The sequence below is a fragment of the Peribacillus sp. NPDC058002 genome, from assembly GCF_042886655.1.
GTDB lineage: Bacteria > Bacillota > Bacilli > Bacillales > DSM-1321 > Peribacillus > Peribacillus aracenensis.
The window spans coordinates 1-15,909 of record NZ_JBHVQU010000093.1; the positions used below are offsets into that span (position 1 = coordinate 1).

17 protein-coding genes are annotated in these 15,909 nt (G+C 39.6%); 13 read left to right on the forward strand and 4 right to left on the reverse strand.

All coding sequences use genetic code 11. The features are described 5' to 3' along the window. Positions 1 to 186: 186 nt before the first annotated feature. Positions 187 to 786 (forward strand): xanthine phosphoribosyltransferase, encoded by a 600-nt coding sequence (locus ACFVSH_RS15935; protein WP_387597498.1) that lies wholly within the window; start codon positions 187 to 189, stop codon positions 784 to 786. Next, complete coding sequence (locus ACFVSH_RS15940) at positions 779 to 2,092, forward strand: nucleobase:cation symporter-2 family protein (protein WP_387597496.1); 1,314 nt, start codon at positions 779 to 781, stop codon at positions 2,090 to 2,092. Before ACFVSH_RS15935 ends, ACFVSH_RS15940 begins: the two co-directional genes overlap by 8 nt. Positions 2,093 to 2,513: 421 nt before the next feature. On the opposite strand, the gene ACFVSH_RS15945 is transcribed toward ACFVSH_RS15940, so the two are convergent. Beyond that, positions 2,514 to 2,678 carry a hypothetical protein gene (locus ACFVSH_RS15945; protein ID WP_387706826.1) on the reverse strand — a complete coding sequence of 55 codons (165 nt, stop codon included), beginning with the start codon at positions 2,676 to 2,678 and terminating at the stop codon, positions 2,514 to 2,516. A gap of 367 nt (positions 2,679 to 3,045) precedes the next feature. On the opposite strand from ACFVSH_RS15945, the gene ACFVSH_RS15950 reads away from it, so the two are divergent. The 8 genes from ACFVSH_RS15950 to ACFVSH_RS15985 all read left to right on the forward strand — a co-directional run bounded on the left by ACFVSH_RS15950 (position 3,046) and on the right by ACFVSH_RS15985 (position 11,857). Next, positions 3,046 to 4,134: a type III polyketide synthase gene (locus ACFVSH_RS15950; protein ID WP_387597493.1), complete on the forward strand. Its 1,089-nt coding sequence runs from the start codon at positions 3,046 to 3,048 to the stop codon at positions 4,132 to 4,134. Further along, positions 4,134 to 4,664, forward strand: a complete 531-nt coding sequence (locus tag ACFVSH_RS15955) for an isoprenylcysteine carboxyl methyltransferase family protein (protein ID WP_387597491.1) — start codon at positions 4,134 to 4,136, stop codon at positions 4,662 to 4,664. Before ACFVSH_RS15950 ends, ACFVSH_RS15955 begins: the two co-directional genes overlap by 1 nt. A 150-nt stretch (positions 4,665 to 4,814) precedes the next feature. After that, positions 4,815 to 4,973, forward strand: coding sequence for a hypothetical protein (locus ACFVSH_RS15960; RefSeq protein WP_260285944.1), 159 nt, complete (start codon positions 4,815 to 4,817; stop codon positions 4,971 to 4,973). Between the two features lie 189 nt (positions 4,974 to 5,162). Next, the gene (locus ACFVSH_RS15965; protein ID WP_387706828.1) at positions 5,163 to 8,876 is read left to right on the forward strand and encodes a dynamin family protein; all 3,714 of its coding nucleotides are present in this window, start codon (positions 5,163 to 5,165) and stop codon (positions 8,874 to 8,876) included. Between the two features lie 16 nt (positions 8,877 to 8,892). Further along, the gene (locus ACFVSH_RS15970; RefSeq protein WP_387597484.1) at positions 8,893 to 9,654 is read left to right on the forward strand and encodes a nucleotidyltransferase domain-containing protein; all 762 of its coding nucleotides are present in this window, start codon (positions 8,893 to 8,895) and stop codon (positions 9,652 to 9,654) included. 12 nt (positions 9,655 to 9,666) lie between these two features. Beyond that, complete coding sequence (locus ACFVSH_RS15975) at positions 9,667 to 10,494, forward strand: sulfurtransferase (protein ID WP_387597481.1); 828 nt, start codon at positions 9,667 to 9,669, stop codon at positions 10,492 to 10,494. 85 nt (positions 10,495 to 10,579) lie between these two features. Beyond that, the gene (locus tag ACFVSH_RS15980) at positions 10,580 to 11,455 is read left to right on the forward strand and encodes a 5'-3' exonuclease (RefSeq protein ID WP_387598195.1); all 876 of its coding nucleotides are present in this window, start codon (positions 10,580 to 10,582) and stop codon (positions 11,453 to 11,455) included. 120 nt (positions 11,456 to 11,575) lie between these two features. Beyond that, positions 11,576 to 11,857, forward strand: coding sequence for a DUF6123 family protein (locus ACFVSH_RS15985; protein WP_228467451.1), 282 nt, complete (start codon positions 11,576 to 11,578; stop codon positions 11,855 to 11,857). 44 nt (positions 11,858 to 11,901) lie between these two features. On the opposite strand, the gene ACFVSH_RS15990 is transcribed toward ACFVSH_RS15985, so the two are convergent. Together ACFVSH_RS15990 and ACFVSH_RS15995 are read right to left on the reverse strand one after the other, a co-directional pair. Then, entirely contained in the window at positions 11,902 to 12,810 is a 909-nt protein-coding gene (locus ACFVSH_RS15990; RefSeq protein WP_387706830.1) for a DMT family transporter, read from the reverse strand. After that, positions 12,794 to 13,207: a reverse transcriptase-like protein gene (locus tag ACFVSH_RS15995; protein ID WP_260285938.1), complete on the reverse strand. Its 414-nt coding sequence runs from the start codon at positions 13,205 to 13,207 to the stop codon at positions 12,794 to 12,796. Before ACFVSH_RS15995 ends, ACFVSH_RS15990 begins: the two co-directional genes overlap by 17 nt. 220 nt (positions 13,208 to 13,427) lie before the next feature. Between ACFVSH_RS15995 and ACFVSH_RS16000 the strand changes: the two genes are divergently transcribed. From ACFVSH_RS16000 to ACFVSH_RS16010, 3 genes are all read left to right on the forward strand, one after another. Further along, on the forward strand, positions 13,428 to 14,099 hold the full coding sequence (locus ACFVSH_RS16000; protein ID WP_387706832.1) for a reverse transcriptase-like protein: 672 nt from the start codon (positions 13,428 to 13,430) through the stop codon (positions 14,097 to 14,099). A gap of 5 nt (positions 14,100 to 14,104) precedes the next feature. Next, a complete protein-coding gene (locus ACFVSH_RS16005) occupies positions 14,105 to 14,290 on the forward strand; it encodes a zinc-finger domain-containing protein (protein WP_387597471.1) in 186 nt (61 codons plus the stop codon). Between the two features lie 84 nt (positions 14,291 to 14,374). Further along, positions 14,375 to 15,325, forward strand: a complete 951-nt coding sequence (locus ACFVSH_RS16010; protein ID WP_387706834.1) for an HD-GYP domain-containing protein — start codon at positions 14,375 to 14,377, stop codon at positions 15,323 to 15,325. A 15-nt stretch (positions 15,326 to 15,340) separates the two neighbouring features. Here ACFVSH_RS16010 and ACFVSH_RS16015 read toward each other — a convergent pair whose 3' ends face one another. Next, positions 15,341 to 15,805 carry an RrF2 family transcriptional regulator gene (locus ACFVSH_RS16015; RefSeq protein WP_076365790.1) on the reverse strand — a complete coding sequence of 155 codons (465 nt, stop codon included), beginning with the start codon at positions 15,803 to 15,805 and terminating at the stop codon, positions 15,341 to 15,343. Between the last annotated feature and the right edge of the window lie 104 nt (positions 15,806 to 15,909).

Consider the following 15,909-nt stretch of genomic DNA (forward strand, 5'->3'; position numbering starts at 1 on the left):
GGACTATGGGTGAGTAATAGATCTTGTTGCATAATGAAGGCTTTAGCTGATTCATTTTTCATTCATGCCCAAGAAGTATTGCTTCACTCCAAAAAAGTGCCGCAATGTTTCTTGGGCTTTTTATATGCCGGGAAATGATTGCGTGGTTTATGGGTCAATAATCATCCAAGATTGGGAGGAACCTTCATGCAACTTTTAAAGGAAAAAATATTGTCCGAAGGTCAAGCTTTATCAGAAGATATCTTAAAAGTAGATTCATTCTTGAATCATCAAATGGATCCTATACTAATGAAAGAAATTGGTAAAGAATTCGTAAAACGTTTCGAACAAAAGGAAATAACGAAAGTGCTGACGATTGAATCCTCAGGCATTGGTCCTGGTTTGATGGCTGCGTTGGAATTGGAAGTTCCGTTAATTTTTGCCCGTAAACGTAAATCACTTACTTTAACAAATGATTTAGTGACCGCGTCCGTTCATTCCTTTACAAAAAAAGAAACCAATACGATTACGGTTTCCAATAAATATATTGAAGCTGGGGATAAGGTTTTAATCATCGATGACTTCCTTGCGGTCGGACAGGCAGCCAGGGGCTTGGTAGAAATCTGTAAGCAGGTTGGTGCAGAAGTGGCCGGAATCGGCATCGTGATTGAAAAGGCATTCCAAAGTGGTGGTAAGGATCTTAGGGAACAAGGTTTTCAAGTCGAATCACTTGCGAGGATTGCTGAGTTGAAATTCGGTGAGATTACGTTCGCCGAGGAAATGGAAGGAGCAGCCCTCAATGTCTAATCAATCACCTTTAAAAGTTGCTTCTCTAGGAATACAACATGTACTTGCCATGTATGCCGGTGCAGTTGTCATTCCATTGATTGTCGGTGGGGCGCTGGGATTGACTGCAGCGCAGTTGACTTATTTAGTTTCGATAGACATTTTGATGTGCGGGATAGCAACATTATTGCAAGTGTGGAAAAATAAATTCTTTGGAATTGGGCTTCCGGTCGTCCTAGGCTGTACATTCACTGCAGTTAGCCCGATGATTGCAATTGGTACGCAATATGGAATCAACTCCATTTATGGATCCATATTGGTGTCCGGATTGATCGTCGTTATCATTAGTAAATTCTTCGGAAAACTGGCAAGGTTTTTCCCACCCATTGTCACTGGATCTGTCGTTTTGATTATTGGCATAACGCTCATTCCTGTTGCCATCAACAATCTTGGTGGAGGTCAAGGTGCTGCTGATTTCGGAGACTTGAATAATGTAGCTCTTGGTTTTGGAACTTTGTTATTCATTATATTCATGTATAAATTCTCATCGGGATTCCTACGCTCCATTTCGATTTTATTGGGACTGATCGTCGGAACATTTGCAGCTTTCTTCCTTGGAAAAGTGGATTTTAGCTCAGTGGCCAGTGCCACTTGGCTGCATATGCCTCATTTTTTCTACTTTGGAGCACCGACATTTAACGTCACGGCAATCATTACGATGACATTGGTGGCGATCGTCAGCTTGGTGGAATCGACTGGTGTTTATTATGCCCTTGGTGAAATCACGGATAAAGAGATATCAGAAGACGATTTGGCTCGCGGATATCGTGCTGAAGGACTGGCCATCATGATTGGCGGTTTGTTCAATTCGTTTCCGTATACAGCTTTTTCACAAAATGTAGGACTGATCCAATTGTCAGGCATCAAAACAAGGAATGTCATATACACAACAGCGGGCATTCTCATTTTCATAGGATTTGTTCCGAAAATTGGTGCATTCACGACAATTATCCCTTCATCCGTGCTTGGCGGTGCAATGGTTGCAATGTTCGGGATGGTAATTGCCGCTGGAATTAAGATGTTGAGCAAAGTGGATTTTGCTTCTCAAGAAAATTTATTGATCATCGCTTGTTCAGTAGGTATGGGACTTGGTGTTACGGTCGTTCCTGAACTATTTGCGCAAATTCCGGAAAGCTTTCAAATCTTAACGGAAAACGGTATTGTAGCCGGAAGTTTGACAGCCATTTTCTTGAATATCGTCTTTAACATCGTCCCTACAAAAGGGAAAGTAAAAGAAGCTCGTATTGAAGGGCAAAAAGTAGCCTGATAAAAATAGATTCGGTATATGATAGATTCAACCATTTAATGCCTAAAATCCTCAGGTGATGAGGATTTTAGGCATTTTTTCATTTATGCCGAAGCATTTCATGGATAATGAAATTGGAGTTTTGCCAGAAAAAAGGAAACTCTCTTCACTTTTTGAATATATTGATAGTATATGTTCAGGAAAGTAGTGATAGGGATGGAGAAAAAATATTGTATTCATTGTCGAACCATTTTAAGTCAGGAGTATAGGTGCAGCGTTTGTGGAAAAGAGGAGTTTCAAAATATCATTATTCAAGTGCAAAATCAATCTTCTGTAAAGAAAGAAGAATGACAGCGCCCCCTTACCGATTTTAGGTAAGGGGGTTTAATATTTCATGATTACATTTCGATCATTAAGATGATAGGAAGGGTACCTACGCCCTTTAATGACATAGGTAAATGGATTGCTTCATGAACCCATACACTTTGGTATTGCCCACAAAAACGGTGGGTGGGGTACTATCATTAAATGCATCCCCGCCCGCTAACGAATTGGCGATATTCCCGGCAAGCATGTTGCCGAGCTCTGCTGCAAAAGATTCAAGCATCTCACCTTCTAACGTCAGTTTTCACCTAATTTGCTTATTATTCTCCCACGGATACCCTGTCATGCCAATAAGGACGCTTATCGATTCCTGTTCGAAAGGCCGTTTTATGAGGTACGGCTTTTAAATGTCGAAAAAGAAGAGAATAACGGACTTGAATAGTGATTATAGCGTTGATTTCATTTTCGTTCCTCCGCTAGTATCATCATGTTCTCTATGTTATCAATTTCTTAGTCTTTTTCATCTAGTTTTTTTAAGAAAAAAGAAAAAATGTTCTGAACCGTCGATAAATATGACCGTTTATCGATATGGCATAATTGATATCTTGGTGGGTATATTAACCATATCATGAATAATAAGGGGTGCAATCATGCCGTATTTATTATCCGCATCACATATAAAGCTGCCACATTTACTTTCTCAGGAGAAAATCATGGAATTTTCGAGAGAAATATTTGGGGCCTCATTTAAGAATATAGAACGGTTACTTAAAGCCTTTAAGAATGGACAAGTGGAAAATCGATATTTTTCTAATGATCTTGATTGGTTTAAAGAGGATCATTCTTTTGCCGATCGGAATGATCTATATATTCAACAGGCGGTCAAGTTTGGGAAAGAAGCTATAGAAAAATGCTTAAGCAACACAGAATTTTTAAAAGAAGAACTGCAGGCAAACGAACTAGATGCTTTCTTCTATATCTCAAGCACGGGTATTGCTACCCCGACCATTGATGCAAGGATAATGAATGAACTTCCATTTAGCCCGCATGCTAAAAGGATTCCGATTTGGGGACTTGGCTGTGCAGGGGGAGCAAGTGGCCTATCGCGTGCATTTGAATATTGCCAAGCATACCCGACCGCGAAGGTCATTGTTTTATGTGTGGAGTTATGCAGTCTGACCTTTCAAAGGAATGATATCTCCAAAAGCAATTTAATTGGAACTTCTTTATTTTCTGATGGAGTAAGCTGTGTTTTGGTTTGCGGTGATAAGGTGCCTGATGCACACTTTTCCAAAAAAGCAAGACATCTGCAATTTTTGAATTCGCAATCCACGCTAATGCCGAATTCATTGGATGTAATGGGCTGGGATGTTAAAGATCAAGGGTTATATGTGATTTTTTCAAAAGATATCCCTACAATCATCAAAGATTGGCTTAAACCGAATGTTCAAGAGTTCCTAATGGAGAATGGATTGGATCTCAGGGATATAAAAGATTTCATTGCTCATCCTGGAGGCAAAAAAGTAATTGATGCTTATCACGATGCCCTCGGGTTCGATGAAAGCATGACGGCTGAGTCAATGAGCGTATTGAGGGAATTTGGCAATATGTCCTCAGCAACTATTTTGTACGTCCTGGAGAGGTTCATGCAGCGCGGCGGGAATATAAATGAGGTGGGCTTGGCTGCTGCATTGGGGCCTGGGTTTTCATCTGAACTTGTGTTAATGAGGTGGAAGTGATGATCTTTGCCATTTTCATTATCTTGATCGCTATACAGCGCATGTTTGAATTATATATCGCCAAACAAAATGAAAAACAGTTAAAGGCTGCCGGAGCAGTGGAATATGGTGAGTCCCATTACAGTTGGATGGTTCTAATGCACCTTAGTTTTTTTATTGTTCTCATTTTTGAAGTGACCGTGCTTGATAGGGATGTGGCTGGACTATGGCCAATTTGGCTGACCCTTTTTCTAATTGCACAGTCAGGCAGGATTTGGGTAATCCGTTCTTTGGGAAAACATTGGAATACAAAAATCATAGTGGTTCCTGATGCCGAGGTAGTCATTAATGGCCCTTATAAATATTTCAAACATCCGAACTATATCATAGTGGCAACTGAGATAATGGTTATTTCTTTATTATTCAATGCATATTATACCGCTATCATCTTTAGTTTATTGAATGTTTGGATGATGATGGTAAGAATCCCATTGGAAGAGAAAGCATTAAAGGCACATACGGAATATTCTACGGTTTTTAAGGGAAAATAATAAAAAATTTTAATTTCTTATTGAAAACGATTATCGTTCGTGATAAGATTCTAAATGAAGATGAAAATTATTCTCATTCCGATTTCGATAAATTCATTTTAATAACTAACAACTAAAAGCTAATCAATATATAAGAGGATGGTGTTGGTAATGGTTTGGGTATTCATTTTATTGACAATCGCTACATATGGTTTTGTGATGAAACATGTATTGAATAATATTCAAAAACCGGCAAAGGCAGTAAAGTCTTTTACCGAGTCACCAATGGAAAACCGAACTGCTTTTAACCCCGCCCCTACAACCAGGTAAACATCCTGGTTTTTTTTGCATTCAAAGTCAACATGAATCAAACTGCATGAATCCACCAATCGGTGGTTTTTTTTTGAACATGGCCAGTAATGAATCATATAGTAAAAATAAAGCTGATGGTATGAATAATAAACGAAATCGTTTACAATAAGAATATCAAAATGACGATAGATTAAGGGGTATGGATTCATGATTCAAGAAACATTAAAGCAACAGTCCAAATTGGGGATTTTGACTGCCATGTATGAGAAATTTCAATCGGCAGGTGATACAGGAAATGCCGATAAACTAAAACAGTTAATCATGAAAGTGAATAACGAAGAGTTCATCATTGCTTTTTGCGGGCATTTTTCAGCGGGGAAGTCTAGTATGATCAACTTTTTCCTCGGTGATCAAGTATTGCCTTCAAGCCCTATTCCAACAAGTGCAAATACGGTAAAAGTCCAAAAAGGTGAAGACTATGCCAAAGTCTTTTACCATCATCAGCCACCAGTCCTATTTCCTGCACCATATGATTTTAAAGAGGTAAAGAAATTTGCCAAGGATGGAGATTCAGTATCGGCAATAACGATAAGTTCCAATGATTTTTCACTGCCGGATTCATGCGCAATCATGGATACGCCAGGAATTGATTCGACAGACGATGCACATAGAGTTTCTACGGAATCTGCTTTGCATCTAGCTGATGTAGTCTTCTATGTCATGGACTACAATCACGTTCAATCAGAAGTGAACTTCCTATTCACGAAAGAATTGTTAGAGGCTGAAAAACCGACATACTTAATTATCAATATGATCGATAAGCATGATGAGAACGAGCTTAGCTTTCAAGACTTCAAGCTTTCCGTCACTGAGGCATTTGCGAACTGGAATGTATACCCTGATGGTATTTTTTATACATCCGTAAGAGACTTGAACAATACCGAAAATGAAATAGAAGTGGTCAAGCAATTCATATCCGACATTGCGGGCAAAGGTCTAAATGATGGGAAAGATGCCATCATGCAATCGGCTAATGCCCTGGTCGAAAGGCATCTTAATTGGCTGAAAGAGCAGTATGAAGAGGAACACGCCGATGATTTTGAAGTATTATCAGAACTTCCATATGAAGAGCGAATCCACCTGACGAATCAGGTGGACAGCCTATTGAAAGAAAAAAAATCATTAACTGGACGAATAGAGGAAATCAAGGTCCAATATGCTGATGCATTAGAAACCATTTTGAAAGGTGCATACATCATGCCTGCTGCAACACGGGACTTAGGTAAATCTTTCTTGGAATCGGCTCAGCCTGACTTTAAAGTGGGTCTGTTATTTGCCAAGAAAAAAACGGATGCCGAACGTGAGGCACGTATCAATGCTTTCTTGACCGATTTACAAGAAAAGGTGAAGACCCAGCTTGAATGGCATCTTAAAGAACTAGCCGTTAAAACGCTTAATCAAGCGGAAATCCATGATTCAACACTTGAAAGTAAGGCACAGGCACTTCAAATCGAGGTATCGGAATCTTACATAAAAAACTCTTTGAAGTCTCAAGTCGATATTACTGGTGAATACGTTTTAAACTATACGAATGATTTGGCATCAGCCATCAAAAAGAAAGCACGTGATGTATCTGAAGGATTTTTGAGTAATATGATTACCGTTATGGAAGGGATAGTGGAACAGCAGTCCATATCCATCGATAAGGAACTTGAAGGTTTTTCCGAATTTGCGGAAGCCCTTAAAGTTACTGCTGCGATGAATGCGGAAATCGAGTACCAAACGGAACGATTAGAGGCCATTGCTCATCAAACTGAATCATTAATCGATGAGCGTGATATCGATATGCTTTTAACCCAATGGAATGAAGAGGAAAAAAATATTACAGTCAAAATCATGAAAACCGCTAATGAAAGTAATTCAAGGTCCGTCAACGAACAAATTGTAACGGATCATGATAAAGAAAACAAGGAAGTTGAACATTCCGTGACTGTTTCTTCATCTGATGCTACTGATTTACGCGGAAAAGAAAAGCTGATGGAGACTGCAACGAGTTTACAACAGGCTGCCAAGCTAATTCAACCTTTGAGAGGGTTTCAATCTCTTTATAAAGAATTGAAAGAGAAGGCAAATCGCTTGGAACAGCAGACGTTCACTGTTGCGCTTTTCGGTGCATTCAGTGCGGGCAAATCTTCCTTTGCCAATGCGTTGATGGGGGAGAGCGTCCTTCCTGTTTCACCAAATCCAACAACTGCAGCAATCAACAAAATCATGTCTTCAGACGCTGAGCATCCACATGGAACGGCAACCGTCAAGCTAAAGACACAAGCGATGCTGTTGGAAGATGTAAGCCTGGCCTTGGCAGCCTTTGATAAATCGGCAAAAACGCTAGATGAAGCACTTCAACTGGCAGGACAAATCATTGCGAAGGCAGGGGAAGTTGATAAGGGGAAAACTCATTTATCCTTTCTAAGGGCTTTTCATCAAGGGCTGCCCGAGTACCAAAATGAATTGGGGAATGTCGTTACGGTAGATCTTGAAGGATTTAAACGTTTTGCTGCAGAAGAGTCCAAGTCATGTCTTGTAGATCTGATTGAACTGCGTTATGACTGTGAAATGACAAAGCAGGGGATGGTCCTTGTTGATACACCTGGGGCCGATTCAATAAATGCACGACATACAGGAGCAGCTTTCGAATATATTAAGAATTCGGATGCCATTCTATTTGTGACCTATTATAATCACCCATTTTCACGGGCAGACAGAGAGTTCTTGATACAACTTGGCCGTGTGAAAGATTCTTTCGCTATGGATAAGATGTTTTTCATCGTCAATGCCGTCGATCTGGCACAAACCACTGACGAATTGGACGAAGTGATGGATTATGTCACAGATCAATTGAATGGATTCGGAATCCGTTTTCCAAAACTGTTTCCGCTTACGAGTAAGGGAGCGTTGATGGAAAAACAAACGCCTGGTTCGTTTAAGCATTCGTTCCTTCCAAATAGCGGAATCTCGGAATTCCAAGGTCAATTCGATTCTTTCATAGAAAACGATTTAACGGGACTTGCAATTGAATCGGCTCAAGCGGCTGTAAAAAGAACGGAAGAGCTGCTACGAGATGTAATTACAGCTTCCAGGCAGGATGAGAAAGCGAAACGAAATGCCCTGGAAACCCTTTCTCATGAGGCACAGTCCATTTCGGAACTCCTCTCAGTCATTAAAGGGGATGCCGAAAAGCAACGTTTGAAAAAAGAGATAGACGAATTGACTTTTTATAGTAAACAACGGGTCTTCTTCCGGTTTAATGATTTCTTCAAAGAGTCGTTCAATCCGGCTGTTTTAAAAGATGATGGAGGCGATCTGAAAATTGTCCTCAAGCAATCTATGAAGAACTTATTGGATGCTTTAGGCTTTGACCTTGCCCAGGAAATGCGGGCAACGGCTTTAAGGACGGAAATGTTCGTAAATAAATTACTGAATGAGAAACAAAGCAGTTTGCTTTTGCAAATGCAAAAAATAAGAAGAAACCTTTCATTGCAGCCATTTGAACCTAATGAGAGGGAGTCCCTTGAATTTACAGGAGCTTTTGCGCAATTAGATACGGGGGAATTCAAAAAGGAATTGGCATTATTTAAAAATCCAAAATCTTTCTTTGAAAAAAATGAAAAAGCGAAAATGAGCGAAGGGCTTCAGAAGCGTTTAGATGATCCTGCCCTTGTATATGTAAAAGAGCAGGGCGGACGGATTTTCGAAATGTATAATGAAGTCCTCAATCAAGAGTTACTTGAGATTCAAAAAGAGTTTAAGACGGAAATATCGGATATCTTTGCAGGTTTACGGGCAGCATTGGAGGAAACGGTCGATTTACCGTATTATGAAAATGCCGTAGCGGAATTGGCTAAAATGCATTCGAAATAGAAACGAGGTCTCGTTCATGAAAGAAAACCTTATTTCACGATTGAGATACCTGGAAAAGAAAGAAGATATCACCATTTTGATGGCTGCTGTTACTGGCAGCCATTCTTTTGGTTTATCATCAGGCCAATCAGATTACGATGTTCGGTTTATATATGTTCATAATGATAAGCGGTCATACCTTAGCTTGAGTCAGCCAGTTGAAGTCATGCAAATGAAAGAAGACCTATTTGACATGGAAGGCTGGGATTTATTTAAATCTTCACGTCTTACCTTTAAGAGTAATCCTGCTCTATTTGAATTATTTCAGTCGCCAATCAAGTTGATTACGCATCCGGATTATTATAGGAAGATGAAGGGTTTGATTGCTGATTGCTATTCCAAAAAGGCACTGGGCCACCATTATTATCGGATGATGATCGATAATCTTCAACTATTGACAAAAACAGGGGGATCCGAAAGAAAAGAACTAAAAACATGGGTACAAATATACCGTTCGTATTTAATCCTTGAATATATAATTCAACTGGGTTCGCTGCCACCTTTATCAGTATGGGAATTACTTGATTTGGTTTCAATTGATCAAGAATTGAAAACCAGGATTACCCGGATATTTAAAGCAAAACAAATGGAGGAATATATAAGCAACAATGAAAGTGAAAAGAATCTTTCGATAATAGAAGGGAAATCACTTTCCTTAAAGAATGAGATAACTAGGCTAAATCAGGGAAAGAAGATGGAAACGGAGCTTAATGAATTAATTTGGACCATTTTGGAATAGGGGGTTTTTTAGATGAGTTTAATAATTGAAAAAGAAGAGCTGTTGCCGAAGTTGAATTCTCAAGAGATCAGAATTTGTGACTGCCGCTTTCAGCTAGGCTCTCCTGATGCGGGGTATAATGAATACAAAAAAGACCATATTTCCGGCGCGGTTTATTTCGATCTTGAAAAGGACTTATCGGGGCAGGTTCAAGAACATGGCGGAAGACATCCTCTTCCTGACCTGGAAACCTTTAAAAATAAACTGGAATCAAACGGAATCACCAATGATACGGTACTTATTGCTTATGATGGCGGGGAAGGTTCTTTTGCTTCCAGGTTTGCCTGGCTGCTCAGCTACCTTGGGCATCGGAAAGTTTATGTTCTTAACGGGGGCTTTCGCGCCTGGAGGGATGAGGGCTATCCAATTGACTCGAATCAAACGAAATATATGCCAACAGAATATCATATCGATTTAAATGATTCCGTTTTTGCATCTTTTCAAACAGTGAAGGATTACACTATGAATAGGACTGACGATATCGTATTAATGGATTCAAGGGAATCTAAGCGCTACGAGGGAATCGAGGAGCCGATAGATAAAAAAGCCGGACATATACCTGGAGCAGTAAATAAGGTGTGGACAAACGTTCTGGAAAATGGCTATTTTAAAAAGAAGGAAGATCTTCAGTCAAATTTTTCAGACATCGGTAAAGATAAGGAAATCATTGTGTACTGCGGTTCAGGTGTAACGGCATCACCCAATTATATTGCCCTGAAAGAAGCGGGCTTTAAAGATGTGAAGATATATATTGGCAGTTACAGTGACTGGATCTCGTATGATGATAATCCAATTGAATAATATTTTTTCCAATTAAACGATCCTTAAAAAAGGGGACAGTTATGTTAAAATGGAAGTACATCATGATAGAGGTGATAATGTGTTAATGAAAGAAAACGAGCAGCATCCTTCCTTTATGCTTGTCGATGGGATGGCGCTTTTATTTAGAGCTTATTATGCAACGGCAGTTACTGGTCAATTCATGATTAACTCAAAAGGCATCCCGACTAATGCCGTTCAAGGTTTTTTGAAGCATATGCTGACGGCGGTGAATCACTTTTCACCTAGTCATGTCGCGGTGTGTTGGGATATGGGCAGCAAGACTTTCAGAAATGAATTATTTGATGGATACAAGGCCAATCGATCAGAAGCTCCAGTCGAAATGATCCCTCAATTCGACCTAGCGAAAAAAGCGGTTGAAGCATTTGATATCCCTAACATAGGGCTCTCCGGATATGAGGCGGATGACTGTATCGGGACAATTGCCAAGGCTTCTGCCCAACATAGCCGGGTGGGTATATTGACTGGCGATCAAGATATGCTTCAGTTAATAGATGAAAACATTTCCGTGTTATTGTTAAAAAAAGGATATGGTAATTATGAAGTTCATAATCCCGATAGCTTTTTTGAATGGAAAGGGATCACACCAAGACAAATGATCGATTTAAAAGCTTTAATGGGTGATACAGCTGATAACTATCCCGGAGTTAAAGGAATAGGTGAGAAGACAGCGTTGAAATTATTGATCCAGTATCAAAGTATCGAAGGGATTCTTGAAAATGTTGCTTCATTGACGAACGGGCAACGAGCTAAAATTGAATCCGCCGTCGATATGCTTCATTTATCCAGGAAGCTAGCAGAAATAAAATGTGATGTACCAATTTCTTGTTCTTTGGACGATGCGGTCTATCAGTATGATCGGGAGAAGGTCAAAAATCTGGCTAGTGATCATGAATTCAGGGCTTTACTGCGAATGATTTAATACAATAAGCGGAGCTTCCAATGGGAGCTCTTTTATTTTGTACGGTGATTTTTTTGTCGAAAAATGGATAGTCAAAATCTTTGATATACGGTAAGATGAAAATAAGGCATGAAGTATGGAGTGGATGCAGAAGTGGCGAAATCAACTGAAGAGTATGTTAGTTTTTTAGAGGGAAAAGGATTCACTTTTGGTAATGACGCTATTGGTTTTATTTATTTTGGCAAGCGGTACACGGATGCGAGTGATATTTTAGTCAATGCAGCAATAGAATTGACATTGAAGGTACAAAAGAACTTTGATGGCAGCTTTTATATCTCCTTTTTGGAAAACTTAAAACAAAACGGCATTGAAACGCGTAGTGCAGCGGTATCTTTTGCAAAAGAACAGGGGCTGCTTAAATAAATCGGACTTCGTAACTGGAAGTCCGATTTATTTTATTGGCCTTTTCAAGTAAACTCCTGTGTCACGGTTTTCTTTTTCTTAACAGGCAGTTCAGCGAAGATCATCCCCAAGAATATGAATGTGCAGCCGATGATGGAGGCGGTAGTCAGTTTTTCCCCTATCAATATGTATGAAGATAACGCGGCAAAAACCGGTTCCATTGAAAAAATCAGCGCTACTCTTGTAGGTGTCGTATAGGCTTGGAAGAAGGTTTGTGCAAAAAAGGCGAACGCAGTGGCAAGGGCTGCCGTAACCAATAAAGCAGTCCATACGTCCTTTTGTAACATGACCTCTGAGCTGAAGATGACGGAATGATTCTCTTTAAAAATGAAGGCTGAAACAAATGATAATAAAGATACTGTGGAAACCTGAATCAGCGTCAATGGTAAAGCGGGTAAGGTCTTGGCATATTTAGCCGTTGTAATGATCTGCATGGCAAAACTGATTGCGCAAAAAAATACCAGTAAATCACCAATATTCAAATTGGAGCGGTCAGCGAAAGTCATTAAATAAAGCCCGATGGTTGCGGCTGCGACACCTATTATTGTATTGCGGGAAAGCCTATGTTTTAAAAGCAGCAGGGAAAACACGGGTACCATGACGACACTTAAACCTGTTATAAAGCCTGTCTTCGCAGGAGTTGTATAATTCAATCCGATCGTTTGAAGCCCATACCCCAAAAAAAGCCAAACCCCAATATGAAACCCAGCTATAAAAAGACCCTTGTTCCAAGTTTTCCCTTTTTTGTGTAAAGTCGATATATAAGGGATGAGCAAGAAAATGAAAGCCATGAAGAAACGGACCGCATTAAACGTGAAGGGGTCTAAAAAAGATAGGGCATTTTGAACCATGACAAAAGTGACGCCCCAAATAAATACAACGAATAGTAATGAAAAATCAGCTGTCTTGTTCATGATTTTCCTCGGAATTATTCATTCGAATGGCCCGTCTCGCCAACTCATCCGCGGACTTGTTTTCGAGATTTGGAATCCATTTCATGAAAAATAATTCAAGCTCATCGGAAAGCTTTAGCGCCCGTTCCAACAAAATGGCATACTTATTCTTTGCAAATCTTTTTTCAATGGCCCGGTTGATGGCTTGTGAGTCAGTACGAAAAGAAACGATTTGATACTTATTGGCTACACAAATTTCCAATGCTTTGATTAAAGCATGGTACTCCGCTTCATGGTTTTCCATATTACCAAGCGGAAAGGCATGCCGCTCGACCACACCATTATTATTTATGAAAACACCTGCGCCGCTCGGCCCTGGATTGCCTGCACTGGCACCATCAATATACACTTCGATCAAGATGTGCTCCTCCTCGAGTTTAACTGTCAATATGCTATTATAAAAAAACGTTTCATATAAAATAAGATTGAAACATGAGAATTTCAGGCTGATATGGGAACTATAATTAAAAAAGCGATACAAATGCTTACAATATATTATAAAGGGTAAGACGAAAAAAAGGTATGAAAATTGTAAGCTGTTCTGCATGAATGGTGAATGGATAAGGAGCTGGAAATCTTTGAAGGTAATTATGCAATGGACATATCATGCATCAAAAAAACCATCTGCCGATTTCGTTTCGGATTGGCTTGATGCCGGGGCTGCTCTGGTCATTACGGAAGATCTTGAAAAGGCAGGAAGGCTGAAAGAAGTGGAGTTCAAGGATGAATTCGATACAACCTGGACCAAGAAGGAACTAAAGAAGCTCCTGACGGAAGTGGAGGAAGAACCGCAGGATGTGACTGTTTTTTTTGATGGCGGTTTTCAAAAAGGTGAAAAGGTGGCAGGAATCGGTGTTGCCATTTATTTTCGCCAAGGTAAGAAGTTCTGGCGGTTACGCACCAACTTGAAATTGGAGCAATTTGAATCCAATAATGAAGCGGAATATGCTGCCTTTCATGAAGCGGTCAGGCAGATGGACGAACTTGGAATCCACCATCAAAGTTGTGTCTTTAAAGGGGATTCCCTAGTTGTCTTAAATCAACTTTCCGGTGAATGGCCTTGCATGGAAGAAAACTTAAATAAATGGCTTGACCGGATTGAAGCGAAACTGGATAAATTAAAGATGATTCCGGTCTGCAAGCCAATTTCTCGAAAGGAAAACCAGGAAGCCGATCGCCTGGCAACACTTGCACTGCAGGGAAAAGCCATTTTCAGCAAAATGGAAATTGCTGAGTCAAAGGAGCCATAACAACAATGAACAGGAAAAAAATATATGAAGAAGTGGAAGATGTTCTCGCTTCGTTTTGTCAAGATTGTTTTTTAAGGAAGCATTTTCGAAAAGAGAAGGGGCGGACGTATGCCCATCAGTTCTGTATTTCAGAATGTACGGTTGGTGAAAAATTAAAACAGCTGGGCAATGAACTTATTGACCGATCTTAAGTCCCCCAAAATTGCTTTCATTATGACACAAGGCCATGAAGGATATGGTATCATAGGTAAAAAATAGAGAAAAGTGTGAGAGCAATGAAAAATAGAAGAGGGAAGATTAATAATAAAGCGAATACGCCTCTTACCATCCCTGAAAAAGGTGGATATTCATTAACGGAAAATCATGTACAGCCTAACGTAATGATTCATGAAAGAATCAACGAAGCTTCTCTTCAAATGAAAAACATCTTTCAAGATATACGTAAAGAAGGAAAAATACAGCTTGATAAGATTGAATTGATTAAAGCCGAAGTAGCACCTGTCATTACAGAAGCTGCAAAGAATCCTGATATTTATTACCTTTTCGATGAGATGCAAGCAAAAAACGAGTACACGTATAGTCATAATATCGGGGTCGGAATCATTGCCACTTATCTGGGGATAAAGCTTGGATTATCGAAAGAAAACCTCTCAGCCCTAACATTGGCAGCCACGCTGCATGATGTGGGTAAAATAAGGATTTCGGATAGTATATTGGAAAAACCGGGTAAACTGACTGCGGCAGAATATGAAGAAATGAAGCTCCATACCATTTATGGGTATGAATTACTTAAAAATATCCCTGGAATCCTTCCGTCGATTGCATTAACAGCCCTACAGCACCATGAACGGGAAGATGGGCAAGGCTATCCACTTGGACTGAAGGGGAATGATATCGATCATCATGCGAAAATCGTCGCAATAGCTGATGTTTTCCATGCGATGTCCTCAAATCGTGTATATCATCAGGCCATGCCGTTTTATAAGGTGATTGAACAAATGAACAGCGATATGTTCGGTAAATTCAATCCGGAAATCCTGCTGGGATTTGTAAATCGTTTAATGTCCACATTGGTCGGAAAAGAAGTCATGCTTACTAATGAACGAATCGGGACGATCGTTATGATCAATCCATACGATCCCCTTAAAGTTTTATTGAAAACCAGTACGGGGATCATGGATTTGCGAATGGAAAAGGAATGGCAGATCGAACGAATCATCGGTTAATGAAAAAGAGCCCGATCATAAAAAATCGGGCTCTTCGTCATTCTTTTTTACCGAATCGAAATAGGTTTTGAGCATCACTTTATTTTCGCTGAAGTCTGCAATCGTATATTGATCAAGGACCTTTAGAAAAGCATCCAAGGCATTATTAAGAACAAATTTCAATGAACAAACGGGAGAAATCACACAGTTATCGTGATCTTTAAAACATTCCACCAGATAAAAATCCTCCTCGGTTCGTCGTACAAGTTCCCCTACATTTATTTCAGCGGGTGATTTTGCAAGCCGAAATCCGCCATTTCTTCCACGAATCGTCTCGATATAGCCTAACTTTCCAAGATTATGAACAATCTTCATCAAATGATTTTTAGACAGTTGATAAACTTCAGAAATCTCTTTAATATTTGATAATTTGCTTTGGTCGTGGGAAGCCAGGTAAATCAACACTCTAAGTGAGTAATCGGAATAACTCGTCAACCTCATGTTTATCGCCTCACATTCTATCCCCATTTGACTATATCATAAATGTGAACATTTTATAAACATGAAAGCTTATACTTTGAAAAAGATGTATAAAATATATTGCC